Origin of the sequence: Xanthomonas sp. WHRI 8932A (genome assembly GCF_035012785.1) — a bacterium.
Taxonomy (GTDB): Bacteria; Pseudomonadota; Gammaproteobacteria; order Xanthomonadales; family Xanthomonadaceae; genus Xanthomonas.
Genome location: NZ_JAYGQQ010000010.1, coordinates 205,676 through 222,262, shown reverse-complemented (window position 1 = coordinate 222,262; position 16,587 = coordinate 205,676). Strand labels below are relative to the sequence as shown.

Here is a 16,587-nt window from a genome sequence, read left to right as displayed (position 1 = left end):
AATTTCGCCTCCCAAGCGGGAATAGCTCAGTTGGTAGAGCGCAACCTTGCCAAGGTTGAGGTCGCGAGTTCGAGTCTCGTTTCCCGCTCCAGATTTAGACAAGGCCCCCTGTCCGAGGTCTCGTTGTTTCAAGGCAGGATGCCTTGGGTTTGATGTTTCGGCCTGGTGGTAGAGTGGTTATGCAGCGGACTGCAAATCCGCGTACGCCGGTTCAATTCCGGCCCAGGCCTCCATATGCAGTCGCTATTTCGCATCGGCAACGATAGCGGGGCTAGCGTAACGAAGTGACAAGCTGTACAATTTAGTTTCATGCGGGAATAGCTCAGTTGGTAGAGCGCAACCTTGCCAAGGTTGAGGTCGCGAGTTCGAGTCTCGTTTCCCGCTCCAAATTCAAACCCCGGATATCCCACGATATCCGGGGTTTTTGTTTGCCGCATCATCAAGAACGTTCTCGAATGATCAGACTGCCATTCATGTGAGTTGGCGGCCAAGAAAATGTCTGCAGGACGGCAGAGCATCTGTGCGTTTGCGTGGTAGGCGCCCGCGTATGCGCGGCATGCGGTGTCGGCACGCAGACGATCAGATACACACTTAGGCCCGTGCCAGGCTGAGGCCCGTGCGATCGCTATCTGGCAAGAACTGGCGAATCGAGATGATCGGAGATGCGCCACCGCCTCATTCAGCGGCAACTGCTCGGGAGCTGATCGCTACACAGCCAACGTCTCACAGGCTGCGAATCCCTAGAAGCGCGAAAGCGGCCTGGCCAAGTTCGGAGCGTATACGCCGACTGCTGGCAGTGCGACGCCTGCAATAGCGTTTGGCGGGCAAGCGCCGCGATGGGAGCTGCGGACACGTTTCAGTGCATGAAGCAGGCCTCACCGCATGCTCGCGCACCCCAAACAACTGTTCGCGGGGCTGTGCTTGCGGAAGGCAACGTTGCTCCGAACAGGCTGACTGCACAGCAGCCAGCTCATCGCGGCGTGGCAGAGCCTATCGGACGACGACATATCATCGCGTCTGGTGGCAGATTTGCTTGTCAGAGTGTGCCCGGGGCGGGGGTCGAACCCGCATAGCCTTGCAGCTGAGGGATTTTAAGTCCCTTGCGTCTACCAATTTCGCCACCCGGGCATTGCGATAGCGTGCCTGATTGCGCGGCGATTGTGAATCTCTAAACGACGATCCTGCCGACGGCCCGAGACATGCCGCGTGCGCTATGCTGCCGCCGCAATACCGCGCGGCAATCAACCGCGCACAATCCCAAGGAACTGCATGTCCGGCAACACGCTTCTCCCCCTGCAGCAGGCACGCATTGCCGTCATCGGGCTCGGCTATGTGGGCTTGCCGTTGGCCGTTGCGTTCGGCGAGCACCGCGACACCCTGGGCTTCGACATCGATACGCAGCGGGTCGTGCAACTGCACGACGGTCACGATGCCACGCTGGAGTTGGACGCCGCCGAGTTGGCAGCGGCAACGCAGTTGCGCTACAGCGCAACCGCCACTGACCTGGCGAGCTGCAGCATCTTCATCGTCACTGTGCCGACCCCGATCGACAGCTTCGAGCAGCCGGACCTGGAGCCGTTGCGCAGCGCCACGGCACTGATCGCCGCCGCGCTCAAGCCCGGCGATCTGGTGATCTACGAATCCACCGTGTATCCGGGCACCACCGAAGAAGTCTGCGTACCGCTGCTCGAAGCTAGCTCCGGTTTGCGCTTCAACCAAGATTTTTTCTGCGGCTATAGCCCCGAGCGCGTCAATCCGGGCGACCGTCAGCGGCGTCTGCGTGATATTCGTAAGATCACCTCCGGCTCGACGCCTCAGGCTGCCGACACAGTCGATGCGCTGTACGCCAGCATCATCACCGCAGGCACCTGGCGCGCGTCGTCGATGCGCGTGGCAGAAGCGGCCAAGGTGGTGGAAAACATCCAGCGCGATGTCAATATCGCGCTGGTCAACGAGCTGGCGCTGATCTTCGACAAACTCGGAATCGACACGCTCGACGTGCTCGAAGCGGCCGGAACCAAGTGGAATTTTCTGCCGTTCCGGCCCGGTCTGGTCGGCGGCCACTGCATCGGGGTGGATCCGTATTACCTGCTGCACAAATCCGAAAGCGTGGGGTACCACCCAGACCTGATCCACACCGCGCGTCAGGTCAATAACCGTGTCGGCCGGCATGTCGCCGAGCGCGTCTGCGGCATGTTGGCGCTGCGCGGCGTAACGCTGGCACAAGCGCGGGTGTTGGTGCTGGGCGCCGCCTTCAAGGAAAACTGCCCGGACTTGCGCAATAGCCGTGCGCTGGAATTGGTGCAGTTGCTGCAGGCGGCCGGCGTGCACGTCGATACCTGCGACCCGTGGGCAGACCCTGCCGACGCGTTACAGCATGGCGGGGTGCAGCTCTGCGAGTCGCCGGACGAGGGGACCTACGATGCGGTCGTCCTGGCAGTCGCGCATGCGCAGTATCGCGACTACGACGTCGAGCGCATCGCAGCGCTCGGCAAGCCGGGCGCGGTGGTGTACGACGTCAAGTCGGTGTGGCCGCGTGCGGCCGTCAGCGACCGCCTGTAGTGCGTTCGTGCCGGTGTTGCAGCCAGTCGACGGCGCCAAGTGCGGCGCGTCGTCCGCTGGCAAAACATGCGGTCAGCAGATAGCCACCGGTTGGCGCTTCCCAATCGAGCATTTCGCCGGCACAGAACACGCCCGGTTGTGCGCGCGCCATCAGCTGCGCGTCCAGCGCTTCCAATCGCACGCCACCGGCTGAACTGATTGCCTCGGCCAGCGGACGCGTCCTTAGCAGCCGCAGTGGCAGGCGCTTGAGCGTCCGTGCAACCCGCGCAAGATCGTCGCCGGCCTGTTTGCCCAGGTGTTCGTACAGCAGTGCGGCCTTGACGCCTTCGATGCCGACCTGGCGACGCAAATGCTCGCTGAAACTGCGCCCTTTGCGCGGCAGAGCCAACTCGGCGCTTACCCGTTCCAACGTGCGTCCGGGCACGAGATCCAGGCCGAGCTCGGCCTCGCCATGTGCATCGATCTGGTTGCGCAACTCTGCGGCGATCGCGTAGATCAAACTGCCTTCGATTCCGCTTTCGGTCGCAACGCATTCGCCCTGCAATGCGTGCTGCACGCCGGCGCCATCGCGCCAGTGCGCGACGACCGGCTTGAGCGGCGCGCCTGCATGCCGTTGCACAAAGTGCTCGCTCCAGTCGATATCGAAACCGCAGTTGGCGGGCACCAGTGGCGCAACGGCGATGCCGCGCTGCTGCAGCGGTGCCTGCCATCGCCCATCCGAGCCAAGCTGTGGCCAACTGCCGCCGCCCAGTGCCAGCACCACCGCATCGGTATGACGTGCGATGTCGCCTGCCGCCGTTGCGAACTGCAGCGCGCCTTCGTCGCTCCATCCCAGCCAGCGATGTTGCACATGGAAGTTGACGCCCTGGTCCTTGAGTCGGCGCACCCAGCCACGCAGCAGCGGCGCAGCTTTGCGATCAATCGGGAACACCCGCCCCGAGCTGCCGACATAGGTTTCCACACCCAGATCGCGCGCCCAGGTACGCAAGGCGTCCGCATCGAAGTCCTGCAGCCACGATGCCACTTCCTGCGTGCGCTCGCGGTAGCGCTGCGCAAACAGCGGCATTGGGTCGGAGTGAGTGAGATTCAGCCCGCCCTTGCCGGCAATCAGAAACTTGCGTCCTACCGAACCCTTGGCTTCGTAGAGATCGACAGCGATCCCGGCAGCGCACGCGACTTCTGCCGCCATCAGCCCCGCAGGCCCGCCGCCAATGACCGCCAGCCGCGGTTTGTGTGCGTCCATCATTGCTCAGTCACTCAGCGCGGCTGTACGCCGAGCAGCTCCACATCGAACACCAGCGATGCGCCCGGCGGGATCACACCGCCCGCGCCGTTGTCGCCGTAACCGTACTCAGGCGGAATCATCAAGGTGCGCTTGCCGCCCACGCGCATGCCGGCAACACCCTCGTCCCAACCGCGGATCACCTGGCGACCTCCCAGCACGAACTGGAACGGTTCTGCGCGATCAAGCGAGCTATCGAATTTCTTGCCATGCTTGTCGGCAGCTTTTTCGTCGTACAGCCAGCCGGTGTAGTGCACGGTGACCATCACGCCCGGAGTGGCTTCCGCGCCGGTGCCGACAGTGCGGTCGATCCGCTCGAAGCTGGCGATCGTGCCACCGGACGGCGGCAGGGCAGGTGCACAGCTGGCGAGCAACAAGGCGGTACAGAGCGTCAACAGAAGGCGCATGGGGTGGTCCATGAAGGAAGGGCGCCATTATCGCACCTGGCTCCCGTTATCATCGCGCCATGGCCAAGCTGCTGCTCAATCTGCGCAATGTTCCCGACGACGAGGCCGATGAGGTGCGGGCATTGCTGCGCGAACACCTGGTGCAGATCTACGAGACCCGGCCCAGCAACTGGGGTATTTCCGCTGGCGGTCTCTGGCTCAGCGACGATGCCGAGTACCCGCGCGCCAAGGCGATACTGGATGCGTATCAAGCCCAGCGTGGGGCGCTTGCGCGCGCGCAACGCCAGGAAGCGATTGCTGCGGGCACCGCAGAAACGTTCGGCGCATTGCTGCGCAAGCGCCCTGTCTTCGTGATCGTCACGCTGCTGGGGATGCTGATCGTCGCATCGTTGGTGTTGCTGCCGTTTCTGCTGCTGCGCGGCTGACGGCGTTCAGCGCCGTGACCGGCGATGGTGGCGGGAGCGGGGCACATCCGAACACCTGTTGTCCTGACGCGCATTGAGTCAGCACGGTCTGCGCTCGCTGCCTGCAGGGCGATGGATCGTTCGACAAGCTCGCTACCCGGGGTCGGGCACCCTAAAATACCCGGATGATCACCAATACCGCGGCGTATCAATTCGTCACCGTCCAGGACCCGCAGCAGCTGGCAGACAGCGTGCTGCTACACGCCGAGCAGCAACTGCTGAAGGGCTCTGTGCTGGTGGCCGAAGAGGGCATCAATCTGTTTCTCGCGGGCGACGCCGAGCGGATTGGTGCGTTTTATCGCTGGCTGCAGGCCGACCTACGGTTTGCGCAGATGCGCATCAAGTACAGCCAGAGCACGCAGCAGCCGTTTGCGCGGCTCAAGGTCAGGGTCAAGCCGGAGATCATCAGCTTCCGTCGTGACGATGCATCGCCGCTGCAAGGCCGTGCGCCGACGGTGACGCCTGCTGTGCTGCGCGAGTGGATGCGCAACGGACGAGATGACCAGGGTCGCCCGTTGGTGCTGTTGGATACGCGTAACGCGCAGGAAGTGGCCTATGGCACGTTCCAGGGCGCGTTGACCTTGCCGATCGACAAGTTCACCGAGTTGCCCGCAGCACTTGCATCGCATCGTGCAGCCTTGGCCGATGCGACGGTGGTGAGCTTCTGCACCGGCGGCATCCGTTGCGAGAAGGCTGCGCTATGGATGCAGGCCGACGGCATGGATAACGTGCTGCAGCTGGAGGGCGGAATTCTTGGCTATTTCGAAGAAGTCGGTGGCGAAGGCTATGACGGCCGCTGTTTTGTGTTCGACGAGCGCGTCGCACTGGATCCTGCATTGCGCCCGCTGGTGGACGATGCGCGGACCACAGAACCGGGAAAAGTCTGACCGGACGCGGCTGTATTGCCCGATGCAGCCGGTCCTGCGGGCGCTTGCATCATGCAAACACATTGCAATGGCACACCAGGCACGTGTGGTTACATGCAAAAGAGCGCGCTTTTCGCTCTAACTTGAATGTAATACGTCGCATCGTGCTTGCCCTGAATTATTCACGGAGCTAGGCTGCACCAGCCAGCCGCACAGCGAGGACAACAAGGATGACCATCAGAGTTTTTCTGATCGACGATCATGCACTCGTGCGTACCGGCATGAAGATGATCCTGTCCAAGGAAGTGGACGTCGATGTCGTGGGTGAGGCAGAGAGCGGCGAAGCGGCATTGCCGCAGGTTCGTCAGCTCAAGCCGGATATCGTGCTGTGCGATCTGCACTTGCCCGGTGTCAGTGGCCTGGAAATCACCGAGCGCATCGTCAAGGGCGATTACGGCACGCGTGTGATCATCGTCTCGGTGCTGGAAGATGGCCCGTTGCCGAAGCGTCTGCTCGAAGCGGGCGCGTCCGGCTATGTGGGTAAGGGCGGCGACGCGCATGAGTTGTTACGCGCGGTACGCGAAGTCGCATTGGGGCGGCGTTATCTGGGCAACACGATTGCGCAGAATCTTGCGCTGTCCAATCTGGAGGGTGGCAGCTCGCCATTCGACGCCTTGTCGCCGCGCGAGCTGGAAGTCGCCTTGTTGCTGACGCAAGGTCTGCGGCAGGAAGACATCGCCAAGCGGCTGAATCTCAGTGCCAAGACCATCAATACGCACAAGGCGCGCTTGTTCGAAAAAGTCGGTATCCAGGACAACATCGCTCTCGCACGCCTGGCGAATCAATACGGCCTGACCGATCCTGCTCGCACGATGTAGCGCTTTTCACCCTCAGCAGTCGCCTCTGCGCGTTGGCTGAGCGTTGTTGAGTGATTCGGTGGACCTGAGTGCCTATGCGCCTGTTCGCTGTTTATGCATGGCAGTCCATGTGACTAACGAGCCGTAGCGAGCAATCGTCAGGTAAGTGAGGCAGGACCCCGACTGGGCGGATAGCGTGAGAACGGTGAGCGCCGCCTCACCGCGGGCCAGTGTGACGAGCCTGTGGCCGGCGTAGGCGACTGAAACTAACTGGACCGACTGCTCTACTGCAGCCAGCCGAACTGCGCGGTTGCAAGCGTCGCTTGATCGACATGCGGCGCACCGACCTGTTCGCCGCGCAGTGCACGTCCGATGCTGACCAGGAACCGCGCGTGTCTGGCTGCTGCGCAGGTGCTGTATTGACGCTCCATGTGCAGTCGTTATTTGCTTTGCCGGTTGCCGGATTTCTTGATCGCGTTGATGCGAGGCAGCGTTGAAACCGCCCGATAAAGCCGAGGCCGTTCCCGTTGAACCCTGTCTTTGCCTACTTGATCAGGGGCAGACTGGTCCTGTCTGCAGAGCGACGGGACAACACGTCCTTGCGAGCACCAGGCAATCGACGCTGCGTTGAACACTTGCGTGAGTCGGGAATGCATCCAGTTCGCCGCGTTGCATCGGTGTTGTCGTGGCGAATTGCGCACAAAAACAAAGCGGCCCGAAGGCCGCCGTGTTTGACGTAGATCTGGCCCGAGCAATTCGGGCCAGATCGACCAGGCGTTGCAAAGATCAGTGATCGTCGCGCGGCTTGTTGCTGTCGTCTTCCTGTGCCGACGCAGTGCCGGCGTCAGCTGAGGGCGCTGCAGGCTTGGCGGCTTCGGAGACGACCACGGTCGGCTTCGGCTTGTCGGCCGCCTGTTCCTGCACCTGTACAGCTGCCTGCGGTGCTGCTGGCGTCGACTGCTCTGGCGCCTTGTGCGGTACCGACGTTGCAGCCGCCGACGACGCAGGTGTTGCGTCGGCCTTGGGAGCCAGCGCGTCCAGCATGGTCGTCTGCACCGGGGCATACGGCTTGCGCACCGGAGCTGCCGGCGCATCGTCCGATGCTGCGGCGGACTGCGGGACCGTGGCGGTGGATGTCACAGCGACATCGACCGAAGGCTTGCCCCCCTTGGTCTGCTCGGCATGCGGCGCCGCGGCTGTGACCACGGCGGCCGGTGCCGCAGATGTTGCCGTTGCTGCAGGCGTCTGCTGCTCGGTAACAGGCGTTGCTGGTGCCGACTTCACGGGCTCGGATTGCACCGCACGCGTGACGGACTCCGATTGCACCGCAGGCGTTGCAGCGACCGCTGGAACAGCACGTGCCTGTGCATCGGCCGACGGTGCCGCAGCCGCAGTGTCGGCCAATGCGTTGGGCACCGGCTTGGCCGGCGTGACCACCGACGCTTCGACCACCGACGCGGTTGGGGCAGAGGGCTCGACAGGCTTGGTAACCGCAACCGGTGCAGCGTGGGCTGCCTCAGCGTTGGGCGTTGCAGTTGCAGGTATCGCAGCCGCTGCCGTGTGGGCGGCAGCGGTCGATGCAACCGCAGCCGGAGCGTCACCCGAGGTCGCGTCAGCAACCTGAGCGTGCGTGACGACCGGGGCAGGTGCAGAAGCCGCAGCTGTCGGGACAACCGGGGACGGTGCAGTTGCCGGAGCAGCAACGGTCGGCTGTGCCGCCGGCGCAGCCGCCACTGTCGCTCCATCACGTGCTCGGTCCGCTGCATCGGCAACCGGTGCCGATGCCTGCTGTGCGAACGACGATGCAGCGTTCGAGACCGGCGCGGTGGTCGACGTCATGTCGCTGTCCGATTGCAGTTCCGCACGTTCCTTGGGAACTGGACGCGGTTTCGGCGCTACCGCTGCAGTGGTCTCGGGCCTGGTACGGGCGGCCGGGGCCGGTGCGTCATCGTCGAAGTCGAACTCCGGCTGGCCTGCACGCGGAGCGGCGGATGCCGAGTTCTGCGTACCGGCTTCGTCGCCCTCGTTGTCACCATCGAGATCGCCGTCTGAATCACCGTCCAGATCGTCCGTTTCCAGACCATCGGCGTTGCTGCCGCCTTCACCATTTGCACCGGCGCCACGACGACGACGACGACCGCCACGACGGCCGCGACGACGACGGCTTCCACCTTCGCCATTGGCCGCATCGTCGCCCGACGCGTCCTGGGTCTGGCCATCCGCACTCGCGTCGACGCCGTGATCGGCGGTGGACTCGCTCACCACAACGTCGACCGGGTGGGCCTGATTGGCTTCATTCGCGGTGCTTTGCGTGTTGGCAGGTGCAGCGGTGTCGGCAATGGCCGCAACGACAGTCGAGGTGGTTGCCGTTGCTGCGGTCGACGTCAGCGTCTGTGCCGAAGCTGTGCCTTCCTCATCCTGACGCGCCGGGCGCGGCTGCCGCTCGGACGGCACGCCGTCCTGCTGTGCAGGTGCACGTGGCGGACGCGGCGTCTGGTTCTGCTGCTTGGGCTTCTGCTGCTGTGGTTGCTGCTGCTGCTGTTGCTGCTGTTGCTTCGGTGCCTGTGCTTCGTTGCGCGGTGGCTTGGGTGCCTGCACCTGCTGCTGGGCCTGGGCGCCAGCTTGTGCGGCCTGGCCGTTCTGGCCATTGGCCGGCTGACGGCGCTCGTCGCGACGCTCCTTGTTGACACCGTTGCCGTTGCCGCGCTGCTGATTGCCACCGTTGCCGTTGCGGGCATCGCGACCATCGCGACGTTGACCGCCACGCTCGCCGCGCTCGTTTCGATTATTGCGGCCTGCATCGTTCTGGCGCGGACGCTGGTTCGACTCGGCTGCAGGAGCAACCGGCTCGACACCACCGAAGATGCGCTTCAGCCAGCCAACCACACCGGTGACGGGTGCCGGAATCGGCACGGTCACGACCGGGGCCGGTGCGGGAGTCGGCGCGACCGGGGCAGGGGCCTCTTCACGCACCGGAGCCGGCTGGCTCGGCTTGATCGAGGTCACCGCAGGTGCTGCCGGAATGTTCAGCTGTGCCTTGGTCAGCGCATGCACCGGCAACTTGCGCGGCGTGCCGCGCTGGTAGCTGGGCTTGCCGCTGTCTTCGCCGAGCTCGTTTTCGCGCAGGCGGGTGACTTCGTAGTGCGGCGTGCGCAACTGCTCGTCGGCGACGATGATGATCGGCGAATCGTGACGCTGCTCGATCTCACGCAGCGCGCTGCGCTTCTCGTTGAGCAGGTAATTGGCGATCTCCACCGGGGCCTGGACCAGTACCTGTCCAGTGTTTTCCTTCATGGCGTGTTCTTCGGCCACGCGGATGATCGACAACGACAGCGATTCCACGCTACGCATGCGGCCATGGCCATCGCATAGCGGGCAGACGATCTGACTGGACTCGCCCAGGCTCGGACGCAGGCGCTGACGGCTCATTTCCATCAGGCCGAAGCGCGAGATGCGGCCCAGCTGCACGCGCGCACGGTCGTACTTGAGCGCGTTCTGCAGCTTGTTTTCGACTTCGCGCTGGTGCTTGGTCGACGCCATGTCGATGAAGTCGATCACCACCAGGCCGCCGAGGTCGCGCAGGCGCAGCTGGCGTGCGACTTCTTCGGCCGCTTCCAGGTTGGTCTGGAACGCGGTCTCTTCGATATCGCTGCCCTTGGTGGCGCGCGAGGAGTTCACGTCGACGGCGGTGAGCGCTTCGGTCTGGTCGACCACGATTGAGCCGCCCGACGGCAGCCGCACGTTGCGCTCGTAAGCGCCTTCGATCTGCGATTCGATCTGGAAGCGGTTGAACAGCGGAATGTCGTCGGTGTAGTGCTTGAGCTTGCGCAGGCTCTGCGGCATCACCTGCTTCATGAATTCCTGGGCGTCGGCATACAGCTCCGGCGTATCGACCAGGATTTCGCCGACGTCGGCGCGCAGGTAGTCGCGCAGTGCGCGGATGATCAGGCGCGATTCCTGATAGATCAGAAACGCGGCCGGCTTGCTCAGCGCAGCCTCGGCGATCGCCTTCCAGGTCTGCAGCAGGTAATCCAGATCCCACTGCAGTTCTTCGGCGTCACGGCCGACACCGGCGGTGCGGATGATCACGCCCATGTCGTCGGGGATATCGAGCTTGTCCAGCGCTTCCTTCAGCGCGGCACGGTCTTCGCCTTCGATCCGACGCGACACGCCACCGGCGCTCGGCGAATTGGGCATCAGCACCATGTAGCGGCCGGCCAGCGAAATGAACGTGGTCAGGGCGGCGCCCTTGTTGCCACGCTCTTCCTTGTCGACCTGCACCACGATTTCCTGGCCTTCACGCAACAGCTCGCGAATGGTCGACTTGTTGTGGTCGACGCCGGCTTGGAAGTAATCGCGGGAGATTTCCTTCAACGGCAGGAAGCCATGGCGCTCGGCGCCATAGTCCACGAACGCCGCTTCTAGAGAGGGCTCAAGCCGGGTGATACGGCCCTTGTAGATGTTGGACTTCTTTTGTTCCTTGGACGGCTGTTCGATGTCGATGTCGTACAGGGTCTGGCCGTCCACAATCGCCACGCGCAGTTCTTCTGCCTGCGTTGCGTTGATCAGCATTCGCTTCATTGTTGCGTTCCTCACGCGCTCTACCGCGCGGAACGCCGTGACGTTTCGCCTCTGGAACAGCTTGTCGGCCCTTCGCGCAACGCGCGGACAGGCCTGACCAGGGTTTCCAGCGCTGCAACACCACGGCAGGCCGCGGGAGCGCTTGTCTTTAAGTTTTATAGGTGTTTCAGGGCCGGCAGCCGCGTCCGGACGGACCGGGGCAGCGCACGGGACATGTTCAGCGCAACGGTCAAAAACCGCCGGCGATGGCCGGGTAGGCCGGTGAGCCGCTAACATGGCCGCCCCTGGGGCGGTGGTCGCGCACTGTGCCGGAATCATCGGAAGTCAGGCTTCTGGCCTATCAACTTCCAACGAAATCAAACCCTTATCTCGCTCGCCGAGTGTAACAGAATAAAGAGCCGGATGACCGACCCCCAGCCCCCCAAGCCGCCCGCCGACCGTGTGGGCGTGCGTATTCTCAAAGTTCCGGAAGACCGCGCTGGGCAGCGGCTGGATAATTTTCTGCTCGGCCAGCTCAAGGGTGCGCCGCGCAGCCTGATCTACAAGCTGGTCCGCAGTGGCCAGGTGCGGGTGAATGGCGGGCGTGCCAAGGCCGAGCGCAAGCTCGAAGGCGGCGAAGAAGTGCGCATTCCACCGGTGCGCGTCAACGAGGAAGGCGACAAGGCAGCGCCGCCGTCTTCGTTTATGGCGCGGCTGGAGGCGGCGATCGTGTTCGAGGACGCGCGTCTGCTGGCACTCAACAAGCCGACCGGCGTCGCCAGCCATGGCGGTAGCGGCATCAGCTTTGGCGCGATCGAGACCTTGCGCGCGCTCCGCCCGAACCAGACCCTGGAACTGGTGCACCGGCTAGATCGCGATACATCCGGTCTATTGATCGTGGCCAAGAAACGCTCCGCGCTGACCGAATTGCAGGCGCTGATGCGTGAGGACGATCGTGTCGAAGGGCGCGGCATCACCAAACGCTACCTGACCTTGCTGGTGGGGCGGATGCCGGACGGCGTCATGACCGTCGACGCGCCGCTGCATATCGGCCTGCGTCAGGGCGGCGAGCGGCATGTGCAGGTCAATGCCATCGGCAAGCCGTCGCTCAGCCACTTCAAGCTGCTGGAACGGCGCGGCGGGCACTCGTATTGCGAAGTGCGCATCGAAACCGGCCGCACTCATCAGATCCGCGTACATGCCCAGCACCTGGGCCACCCGGTCGCCGGCGACGATAAATATGGCGAGGCCGAGGTCAACAAGCGCCTGCGCGATCAGCTGGGTCTGAAGCGGCTATTCCTGCATGCGGCCTCGCTGGAGTTCGCCTTGGATGCGGGCAAGACTCCTTACGTGCTGAGCGCTCCACTGGCCCCGGAGCTGGCCGAGGCGCTGGATCGGCTGGGGCGCTGACATAGCTATTTCAGGCTGCGCGCGCTCGTTTCGCGTACCTGGCACGTGATGCCCATCGTTCAGCAGGACATCGGCGGTGCTGCGGTCTCGGCTTGGTGAGAGTCCCAGGGCGGCGGCCGTCACAGCCGGCCACTACGTCGAAGCTCTGTCAGCCGCGCTTAGCTGTCGTGATGGTGGTCGCGATGCTGCGGTGCCTGTGCACGAGCGGGCGGACGTTGCGCATGCATTTCTGCCGGGTGGGCAGGAGTAGGGCGCGGAGGTGCGAAGGAAACCATGCGCTGCGGGTGCTGTTGCGGCTGGGCCTGTGCGATAGGCCGCGGCTCCTGGCGCGGCGGCAGTGACTGCGCACGTTCCATCCGTTGCGGTGGCGCCAAGGCAGCTTGCTGAGGTGACGCAGTCCGCTGCTGCTCGTGCATCTGTGGAAACTGGAATTGCGCCGCTGTTGGCGCACGATGACTGACATCGTGTGGGTCGCGGCTCGCAAACGCAGCGTGTGCCGTGACTGCTGGAGGTGCTTGACGGGTCGCTTCGAACGCCGGCATGCGGGCCGCAGTGCTCGCCTGATGCAGCGGCTGTAATTGCGCCATGCGCTGTTGTGCAACCGGTGCCGCGGATATGCGGACCGCCGAATGCGCGCCAGAGGCGAGCATCGGTGCGGGGATATTCGTTGCGCGTAACGTTGTCTGCGCCTGCGACGGCATATTTGCCGGCATCGTCGCTGCAGCACGCGTTGCCACTGGGCGGCCAGGCTGCAGCATCTGCCGGTCAAAATGCGGCGCTGACAAGTGCGCATAGTCGGGCGGACGTGGAGCGTTGGCGGGCGAGGGCGCTACGCGATTGGGGCGCTGCAGGTTTCTGAGCGACTGCGCACCTGCTGCCGCGGCGATCGGCAAGGCCGCGCTGTTGACCGGCAGCCCTGTCGGCGCCAATCCGGGAGCCAGTGCGGATGCCGCAGTGCTGTTGGGGCCATACCGCTGGTTCTGCCGCACGTACGAGCGCGCGTCGATATAAGTGCTGCGGTTGTTGATGATGGTGGTGCGCGGTGCATAGACGTGGTTCTGGTACACCACGTAATGCGGTGCGGCCGGCGGTGCGTTCCAGTCCACGCCCCAGCTGTTCCAACCCCAGTGGTGCCACGCCGGTGCCGGTGCGGCCCAGCCGAACCAGCCGTGGTGGTGTTCCAGCGCCCTGCCGACCAACACACCGATGCCAAACGACACCACCCCGGTGGTTACCACGTCGCCCTGGTCGTACCAGCGCACCGGGCGATAGCGATAGTCGCGATAGACATCGACCGGCGTGCCGTAGACCACACCCGGGTCGTAGCGCGGCACGTACACCACCTCTGGCTGCGCGGGTTCGATGGTGATGACTTGCGACGGCGGCGGAACACGTTCGCCATCCAGGATCGGCGTGACCACCACATGCCGCGCCACCTGGACCTGCTGTTGCGGCGTGCTGCGCAGGTGGCCGCTGGCTTGAGCGCGCTGGCGCATGATCTGCACCGCGTTGAGGACATCGTTGGGGTCATGCGCGTACGCATCGCCGAGCGCGCGGGTCCAATCGAGATTGCCGGCCAGCTGGTCCACCACATCGGGGAAGGCGGTCAATGCCTTGACGCTGGGATCCCACGGCTGCGACACCGTGGCCTGCGCGCGGTCAGTGGCCGCCAAGTTGCGATTGCTGTGCAGCCAGTCCTGCGCGGTGAGCACCTGATCCGGGTAGACCGAGGCCGCCAGGGTCTGGGCCAACAGCTTGTCCGGAAAAAGGGCGATCGGAGCGACCAACCGATACAGCTGATCGGCCGTCGGCGGCGTGTAGGCGGGGGCTGTGGAGGCGGGTGGTTCGACTGGAGCCGCTGCGGTTGCCGAAGGTACGGTGCGTTGGCAGCCGACCAGTGCCAAGGCGCCGCTGGATGCGATTGCCAGCGCCAAGCCAATGCGCCCCTGTGACCATGGTTGCATACGGCACCTCGCTGTGTGCGCGTTGATGACGCGCGTACGATGCGCCGCATTCGATGTCTGGAAGCTTGCTGACGTGGTGCCGGTAATGGCCGGGCACGGCAGCGTTCAGGAGGACTGCGTGCTGAAGAATCGCAGCGCCGCAGAGCGTGCGCAAGACCACCTTTGCGTCACAACGTCAGGGCAGTATTTGGGCACGCGCACACGTTGCCTAGCAGCGTGGACCCGGGCCAAGCTTGCATGCGAAAAGCCTCAGCTCTCACAACAAGCAACGCCGGTTGTTGCACGTAATCGGCGCGCCACGCCTCACGGCGCTGCGAAGCGGAACAACACCAGACTGATCGCCAGCGTGGCCATACCCGATACCAAGCCGTAGACCGTTTCGTGGCCTTGTGCGTAGCGCTTTGCCGCCGGCAACAGTTCGTCCAGCGCCAGGAACACCATCACCCCGGAGATCAACCCGAACACCGTGCCGAACACCGCTTCGGATAACACGTTGGACAGCGCCAGATAGCCGATGCCGGCGCCGATCGGTTCGGCCAGGCCGCTCAGCAGGCTGGCGCCGAAGGCATAGAACTTGTTGCGCGTGGCGAAGTACACCGGCACCGCGATCGCGATGCCTTCGGGAATATTGTGGATGGCGATAGCGAATGCCAACGGCATGCCCACTGCCGGGCTTTCCAGCGTGGCGAAAAACGTCGCCAGCCCTTCCGGAAAGTTATGCGCGGTGATCGCGATGGCAGTCATCAGGCCGACACGACGGATGTAGGCGCGGTTGTCGTCGCGAAATTGCGGGTCGTCGGTGGACAGGCTCTGGTGCGGGTTGGGCACCAGGCGGTCGATCACCATGATCAGCAGCATGCCGCCCAGAAAGGTCAGCGTGCCGAAGGTAAAGCCCAGCTTGTCGTTGTAGGCGTTGGAAAATGCGGCGATCGACTTGTTGAGGATCTCCGACAACGACACGTACACCATCGCGCCACCGGCAAATGCCAACCCGAACGCCAACAGGCGCGGATTGGGCTTTTTGGCGAACACCACCATGAGACTGCCGAGGCCGGTGGCAAGTCCCGCGGCCAAGGTGACCGCCAGCGCGGTCCAGACGTTTTGTGATGACACCTCAAGCATGCGATGCGAAGACCTCGTGGAGTGGGAAGCAATCCTGGTGTGGTCAGCGCAATCACGCGACCACTGACGGCAGCAGGATGGTCAGGCATGGATGACGAAGGCGTGGTGTCGAAGACAGCCGCAGGTTCATATGCAACCACCGGCCAAGGCGAGCGGTGTCGATGAGCGATGCATCGCGGTGTCGCGCGCCTTGCCCGTCGCCGCTCAGAGCCGTTGCAGCACGCTGACGGCTGCGCTCAACCGCCGCGGCGCGCGCGTTCTTCGATGGCGAAGCATTCGTCCGGACGCGGCACCGGCGGCTTGAAGGCGACCGGCACCTGGATGGTCTGTGGCACGGCCTGGCCATTGCGGGTGGCCGCCTTGAACTTCCATTCGCGCACACGCTTTTGTGCAGCCTCGTCCAGCACCGGCTGGCCGCTGCTCTGGGTCACCGCCACGTCTGTCGGTGTGCCTTCGGTACCGACGACGACCCTGAGCACGGTGGTGCCACCGACCCCGGCGCAAGCCAACTCCGGTGCGTACTCCGGCGGCGGCGTCTTCAACGCGGCAAGCTCTGTGGGGGCCACCGCAGGCGCGGCAGCCTGTTGCGACGACTTGCCGCAGCCGCTGAGGCCGGCCGCCAGACACAGGCCGGCGAAGGCAGCGCGAGAAATGCTCATGCAGTGACTCCCTGATCGTAGAGTTGCGCGGTCTTGGCCGCGCAGATGAAGTCGTTTTCGCTCAGCCCGCCCACATCGTGGGTGGAATAACGCACCACCACCCGGTCGTAATGCACACCCAGATCGGGGTGGTGGTCTTCGCGATGGGCAATCCAGGCCAGCGCATTCACGAAGGCGAGGGTGCGGTAATAGTCCGCAAAGCGGAAGGTGCGCGTGATGGCCATGCCGGCCTCGGCCAGCTCCCAGCCGGGTATCTGCGGCAGCAGTTCGGCCAGGCGGGCCTCGCCAAGCTTGTGGTCGCTACCCTTGCGCGGAAGGCAATGGGCCTGCTCCAGGGGAATCAGATCGGTCATGACGCTCTCGCAGGGGTGGCGGACGGCGCACCCACCAGGATCACGGTGTTCCATGAGCGAGGGCGCTTTGAGCGGTAGAAT

The 16,587-nt window shown here is 64.1% G+C and carries 13 protein-coding genes and 4 tRNA genes; 8 read left to right on the top strand and 9 right to left on the bottom strand.

What is annotated here, in order from left to right; all coding sequences use genetic code 11:
• Nucleotides 1-15: 15 nt before the first annotated feature.
• The 3 genes from VC212_RS17500 (at nucleotide 16) to VC212_RS17490 (ending at nucleotide 387) form a co-directional block, all read left to right on the top strand.
• Nucleotides 16-91: transfer RNA gene (locus tag VC212_RS17500), tRNA-Gly, on the top strand.
• A gap of 68 nt (nucleotides 92-159) precedes the next feature.
• Nucleotides 160-233, top strand: a tRNA-Cys gene (locus VC212_RS17495).
• A gap of 78 nt (nucleotides 234-311) precedes the next feature.
• Nucleotides 312-387 (top strand) — tRNA-Gly (locus VC212_RS17490).
• A 657-nt stretch (nucleotides 388-1,044) separates the two neighbouring features.
• On the opposite strand, the gene VC212_RS17485 is transcribed toward VC212_RS17490, so the two are convergent.
• Nucleotides 1,045-1,128, bottom strand: a tRNA-Leu gene (locus tag VC212_RS17485).
• Between the two features lie 141 nt (nucleotides 1,129-1,269).
• On the opposite strand from VC212_RS17485, the gene VC212_RS17480 reads away from it, so the two are divergent.
• Nucleotides 1,270-2,562, top strand: a complete 1,293-nt coding sequence (locus tag VC212_RS17480; RefSeq protein WP_323526490.1) for a nucleotide sugar dehydrogenase — start codon at nucleotides 1,270-1,272, stop codon at nucleotides 2,560-2,562.
• Here VC212_RS17480 and VC212_RS17475 read toward each other — a convergent pair.
• Entirely contained in the window at nucleotides 2,546-3,808 is a 1,263-nt protein-coding gene (locus VC212_RS17475) for a TIGR03862 family flavoprotein (RefSeq protein ID WP_323526489.1), read from the bottom strand. The two genes, VC212_RS17480 and VC212_RS17475, sit on opposite strands and share 17 nt — an antisense overlap.
• Nucleotides 3,809-3,819: 11 nt before the next feature.
• Nucleotides 3,820-4,251 carry an FKBP-type peptidyl-prolyl cis-trans isomerase gene (locus VC212_RS17470; protein WP_323526488.1) on the bottom strand — a complete coding sequence of 144 codons (432 nt, stop codon included), beginning with the start codon at nucleotides 4,249-4,251 and terminating at the stop codon, nucleotides 3,820-3,822.
• A gap of 59 nt (nucleotides 4,252-4,310) precedes the next feature.
• Between VC212_RS17470 and VC212_RS17465 the strand changes: the two genes are divergently transcribed.
• The 3 genes from VC212_RS17465 (at nucleotide 4,311) to VC212_RS17455 (ending at nucleotide 6,459) form a co-directional block, all read left to right on the top strand.
• Nucleotides 4,311-4,676, top strand: coding sequence for a DUF6164 family protein (locus tag VC212_RS17465; protein WP_323526487.1), 366 nt, complete (start codon nucleotides 4,311-4,313; stop codon nucleotides 4,674-4,676).
• 164 nt (nucleotides 4,677-4,840) lie between these two features.
• The gene (locus tag VC212_RS17460; protein WP_323526486.1) at nucleotides 4,841-5,602 is read left to right on the top strand and encodes a sulfurtransferase; all 762 of its coding nucleotides are present in this window, start codon (nucleotides 4,841-4,843) and stop codon (nucleotides 5,600-5,602) included.
• A gap of 209 nt (nucleotides 5,603-5,811) precedes the next feature.
• Entirely contained in the window at nucleotides 5,812-6,459 is a 648-nt protein-coding gene (locus tag VC212_RS17455; RefSeq protein WP_055854221.1) for a response regulator, read from the top strand.
• Between the two features lie 263 nt (nucleotides 6,460-6,722).
• On the opposite strand, the gene VC212_RS17450 is transcribed toward VC212_RS17455, so the two are convergent.
• On the bottom strand, nucleotides 6,723-6,869 hold the full coding sequence (locus VC212_RS17450) for a hypothetical protein (protein WP_323526485.1): 147 nt from the start codon (nucleotides 6,867-6,869) through the stop codon (nucleotides 6,723-6,725).
• Between the two features lie 355 nt (nucleotides 6,870-7,224).
• The gene (locus VC212_RS17445; protein WP_323526513.1) at nucleotides 7,225-11,010 is read right to left on the bottom strand and encodes an Rne/Rng family ribonuclease; all 3,786 of its coding nucleotides are present in this window, start codon (nucleotides 11,008-11,010) and stop codon (nucleotides 7,225-7,227) included.
• Nucleotides 11,011-11,421: 411 nt separating this feature from the next.
• Between VC212_RS17445 and VC212_RS17440 the strand changes: the two genes are divergently transcribed.
• Complete coding sequence (locus VC212_RS17440; RefSeq protein WP_055854226.1) at nucleotides 11,422-12,408, top strand: RluA family pseudouridine synthase; 987 nt, start codon at nucleotides 11,422-11,424, stop codon at nucleotides 12,406-12,408.
• A 158-nt stretch (nucleotides 12,409-12,566) separates the two neighbouring features.
• On the opposite strand, the gene VC212_RS17435 is transcribed toward VC212_RS17440, so the two are convergent.
• The 4 genes from VC212_RS17435 to VC212_RS17420 form a co-directional block, all read right to left on the bottom strand.
• On the bottom strand, nucleotides 12,567-14,372 hold the full coding sequence (locus VC212_RS17435) for a DUF3300 domain-containing protein (RefSeq protein ID WP_323526484.1): 1,806 nt from the start codon (nucleotides 14,370-14,372) through the stop codon (nucleotides 12,567-12,569).
• A 303-nt stretch (nucleotides 14,373-14,675) separates the two neighbouring features.
• Nucleotides 14,676-15,494, bottom strand: a complete 819-nt coding sequence (gene zupT / locus VC212_RS17430) for a zinc transporter ZupT (protein ID WP_055854232.1) — start codon at nucleotides 15,492-15,494, stop codon at nucleotides 14,676-14,678.
• A gap of 236 nt (nucleotides 15,495-15,730) precedes the next feature.
• A complete protein-coding gene (locus VC212_RS17425) occupies nucleotides 15,731-16,153 on the bottom strand; it encodes an energy transducer TonB (RefSeq protein ID WP_323526483.1) in 423 nt (140 codons plus the stop codon).
• Nucleotides 16,150-16,506, bottom strand: a complete 357-nt coding sequence (locus tag VC212_RS17420) for a 4a-hydroxytetrahydrobiopterin dehydratase (RefSeq protein WP_055854238.1) — start codon at nucleotides 16,504-16,506, stop codon at nucleotides 16,150-16,152. Before VC212_RS17420 ends, VC212_RS17425 begins: the two co-directional genes overlap by 4 nt.
• Nucleotides 16,507-16,587: the final 81 nt, after the last annotated feature.